Source organism: Hydrogenovibrio sp., from assembly GCF_049975065.1.
Taxonomy (GTDB): domain Bacteria; phylum Pseudomonadota; class Gammaproteobacteria; order Thiomicrospirales; family Thiomicrospiraceae; genus Hydrogenovibrio.
In genome coordinates, this window is the sequence record NZ_JBNGDN010000021.1 from 21,005 (window position 1) to 24,955 (window position 3,951).

Consider the following 3,951-nt stretch of genomic DNA (forward strand, 5'->3'; position numbering starts at 1 on the left):
ATACCGGTATATCAACGCACTCGGGTTAAATGCTGAACCCATTGGTTTAGGCCAATGCGGATTTCGCTTTTTCAACAATCGCGGAGAAAGCTTCAGCATCATGGATAGCAATATCAGACAAAACTTTACGATCCACTTCAATACCGGCTTTGTTTAAACCAGAAATAAAACGGCTGTAGGTCATACCGTTCATGCGCGTCGCAGCGTTGATACGTGCAATCCACAAACGACGAAATTGACGTTTTTTCTGACGACGGTCACGGTAGGCATATTGACCGGCTTTAATAACCGCTTGCTTAGCGACACGGAAAATCTTTTTACGCGCCCCGTAGTAGCCTTTTGCTTGCTTTAAAACTTTGTTGTGTCTTTTGCGTGCAATCACGCCTCTTTTAACTCTTGCCATGGGTCAACTCCTTATGCGTAGGGTAGCATGCGGCGAACCATTGCCACATCGTTATCATGAATCATGCTTGCGGCACGCAGGTGACGCTTACGCTTAGTTGACTTCTTGGTCAAGATATGACGAAGATGCGATTGTTTGCATTTAAAACGGCCAGAGCCGGTTTTTTTAAAACGCTTTTGAGCGCTTTTATTGGTTTTCATCTTAGGCATGGGTAAAACTCCATTTGCCGATACGCCGCTGAGCGGCATACCATCAGTTTTCAAAATGTCAGACTCCTTGAATAAAGCTGACGCTTAACAATAAACAGCACTGAAGAGCTGCACCGGAAACGACGTCTGAACCGCCTGTCCCAGTTATTGTCTTTTCCCTTCTTTAAGCTTGTAAGGGTTAAGCTTTACAAAAAAGCGGCTGCCAATGACAGGCCTCTTTTATTTGCAAATTACAATGCGCGTAGCTGTGTGATACGCTATTTTTTAACTCTATTTCTTAATGGGAGCCACCATCATTTGCAACTGACGACCCTCCATCTTGGGCATCTGCTCCACAGTCGCCAATTCCTGAATATCGTCGCGCACTCTTTCCAGCATCCGCATACCCAGCTCTTTGTGCGTAATCTCTCGACCACGAAACCAAATTGTGACTTTGACGCGATCGCCTTTTTCCAAAAACTTTTTCAGATTGCGCATCTTCACTTGATAGTCGCCATCTTCAGTGCCTGGTCGGAATTTGACTTCTTTCACCTGCACTTGCTTTTGGTTCTTTTTGGCCTCGTGCTTTTTCTTCTGCTGCTGATAAACGAACTTGCCGTAGTCCATTATGCGGCATACTGGCGGACTCGATTTTGCTGAAATCTCAACCAAGTCCAGCTCGGATTCTCGTGCAGACTCAAGCGCGACTTCAATGGGAACAACGCCCTTTTGCTCGCCATCCGCATCAATCAAACGGACTTCTTTCGCCGAAATTTTTTCATTAATATTATCTTTAGGCGCTTCTGGTTGTTGCGGCCTATTACGACCTCTTCTGACTGCGATAGCAATGTCTCCTTAGTAAAAAATTACACTCAAACTACTCAACGACTCGACCCAAATGAGAAATGTCATCCATCAACAGGGTCAGCAACTCTTCAAACGTAAAGCTGCCAAGGTTTTCACCGCCGCGAGCGCGGACATTAACGGTGCCATTTTCAATCTCTTGTTCCCCGGCTACGAGGATATAAGGCACACGCTGCAAAGTGTGTTCGCGAATTTTAAACCCAACCTTTTCATTTCTCAAGTCTGTTTCAACTCTAAACCCATGTTTTTTCAATTTTTTAGCTAAGTCCACCACATAATCACTGTGGGGTTCAGCGATGGGTGCCAGTACCAGTTGAACAGGCGCCAACCAAGTTGGAAACTTTCCTTCATAATGTTCTACCAAAATACCGACAAAACGTTCCAAGGACCCTAAAATGGCGCGATGAATCATAACAGGATGATGTTTCTCATTATCTGCCCCGATGTAAACAGCGTTCAGGCGTTCTGCCTGAGTCATGGAGAAATCTAGCTGAATGGTGCCGCATTGCCAAACCCGCCCGATGCAGTCTTTGAGTTGAAATTCAATTTTCGGACCGTAAAAAGCCCCTTCACCCGGCTGCAGATCATAATCTAAACCGGCATCCTTCAATGTCTGCTCTAAGGCCTCTTCCGCCGCATCCCACACGTCATCCGCACCCACACGCACGTCTGGTCGAGTTGAAAATTTCACTTGAATCTGGTCAAAACCGAAATCGGCATAGGTGTTGAATACCAAGTCGATACAGGCCTGCACTTCCGGCTTGATTTGTTCAGGCATACAGAAAATATGCGCATCATCCTGAGTAAAGGAACGCACTCGCATCAGGCCGTGCAGTGTACCGGAAGGTTCATTGCGGTGCACCAATCCAAATTCCGCAAGACGTATCGGCAAATCTCGATAGCTGCTGAGATTATGGTTATAGACTTGAATGTGCCCCGGACAGTTCATCGGCTTGACCGCATAATCACGATTTTCCGTTTCCGTGGTGAACATATTGTCCTTGAACTTGTCCCAGTGACCGGATTTTTCCCATAACGAACGGTCCATAATCAAAGGGGTACGAATCTCGTCATAATCATTCTCACGCAGCTGGTTGCGCATATAGTCTTCCACTACGCGATACAAAGTCGCCCCTTTCGGGTGCCAGAAGGCCATGCCGGGCGCCAACTCATCGACATGAAACAAATCCAACTGTTTGCCCAGCTTACGATGGTCGCGTTTTTCCGCTTCCGCCATCATGGTCAAATAGTCTTTCAAGTCTTTTTTATCGGCAAACGCCACACCGTAAATACGCTGAAGCATTTTATTATCGGAGTTGCCGCGCCAGTAGGCACCGGCGACGTGCGTCAGCTTAAAGGCTTTGATAAAGCCCATATTGGGAAGATGCGGCCCACGACACATATCAATGTACTCTTGGTGATAATAGAAACCAAATTCGGTTTCTTGCGGCATATCTTCGATCAATTGAATCTTGTAATCTTCACCACGGTCTTTAAAAATCGACAACGCCTCTTCTCGCGGCGTCATTTTCTTTACGACGTCATACTTGGTTTTGGCCAATTCCTGCATTCGCTTTTCGATTTTTGACAAGTCTTCGGGGGTGACTTTCTCTTCCAGATCAATGTCATAATAAAAACCGTTTTCGATGACGGGCCCAATCGCCATTTTTGCCGCTGGGTAGAGTTGCTTTAAAGCATGACCAAGCAGATGTGCGCAAGAATGACGCATGATGTGCAATCCGTCTTCATCTTTCAGGGTAACAATTTGCAGTTCCGCATCTTCTTGAATCCAGTCACATGCATCCACAAGCTGACCATTGACACGACCTGCCACCGTTGCTTTCGCCAGTCCCGTTCCGATATCGGAAGCCACTTGTAGAACGGTGACAGCAGATTCATAAGCTCGATTCGAGCCATCCGGTAAAGTAATAATTGGCATGATTCAATGATCTCTTTATTGCATTTAAGTTTGTCGATTAGCTTGGTCGTTTAACGGCCGTTTGCCTTCAACGCACCTAAAACCGCGTGAAGGTAAAAACTGAAGCCTTTGCACATTTCACAACAACCTTAGGTCAACCACGATGATCTGAAAGACGTCAAGACAACAATCTTAAAATGGCACTTAATTAGGGACGATTCCTTAACAGTGGCAATTAAAATGGCGACTTCAGACAAAGCGCAAAATTATACCACGAGAATAACGGTGAAATGAATTTTAAATCTTTGATTTTTAAATTTTCAACGCTTCTTTGAAATCATTGTGATGCTTTCAGACTTTTTAGCCTGCTGAGCAAATCCGATACCGTCATCGGGTTTTTAGGCGTTTTCACCAGGCCTGGCGAAAACCGCATGGCAGCTGTCCATGCCAAAACACCAGACAAACCTGAGTCGCCATCGCCTGTAACTGGTTTTTCCAACTTAATTGACTATAATAAGCTTAACCCGAATATTTCACAAATTTGCACCGACCTTGCTTGCTCCTTGATTCCACAAGCC

4 protein-coding genes are annotated in these 3,951 nt (G+C 45.6%); all 4 read right to left on the reverse strand.

Going from position 1 to position 3,951, the window contains the following annotated elements; genetic code table 11:
- Positions 1 to 46: 46 nt before the first annotated feature.
- On the reverse strand, positions 47 to 403 hold the full coding sequence (gene rplT, locus ACP5D0_RS04320) for a 50S ribosomal protein L20 (RefSeq protein WP_472364360.1): 357 nt from the start codon (positions 401 to 403) through the stop codon (positions 47 to 49).
- A gap of 11 nt (positions 404 to 414) precedes the next feature.
- Positions 415 to 612, reverse strand: a complete 198-nt coding sequence (rpmI, locus tag ACP5D0_RS04325) for a 50S ribosomal protein L35 (protein WP_011371086.1) — start codon at positions 610 to 612, stop codon at positions 415 to 417.
- 270 nt (positions 613 to 882) lie between these two features.
- Positions 883 to 1,434: a translation initiation factor IF-3 gene (gene infC / locus ACP5D0_RS04330; protein ID WP_472364362.1), complete on the reverse strand. Its 552-nt coding sequence runs from the start codon at positions 1,432 to 1,434 to the stop codon at positions 883 to 885.
- A 34-nt stretch (positions 1,435 to 1,468) separates the two neighbouring features.
- Positions 1,469 to 3,394, reverse strand: a complete 1,926-nt coding sequence (gene thrS, locus ACP5D0_RS04335; RefSeq protein WP_472364361.1) for a threonine--tRNA ligase — start codon at positions 3,392 to 3,394, stop codon at positions 1,469 to 1,471.
- Between the last annotated feature and the right edge of the window lie 557 nt (positions 3,395 to 3,951).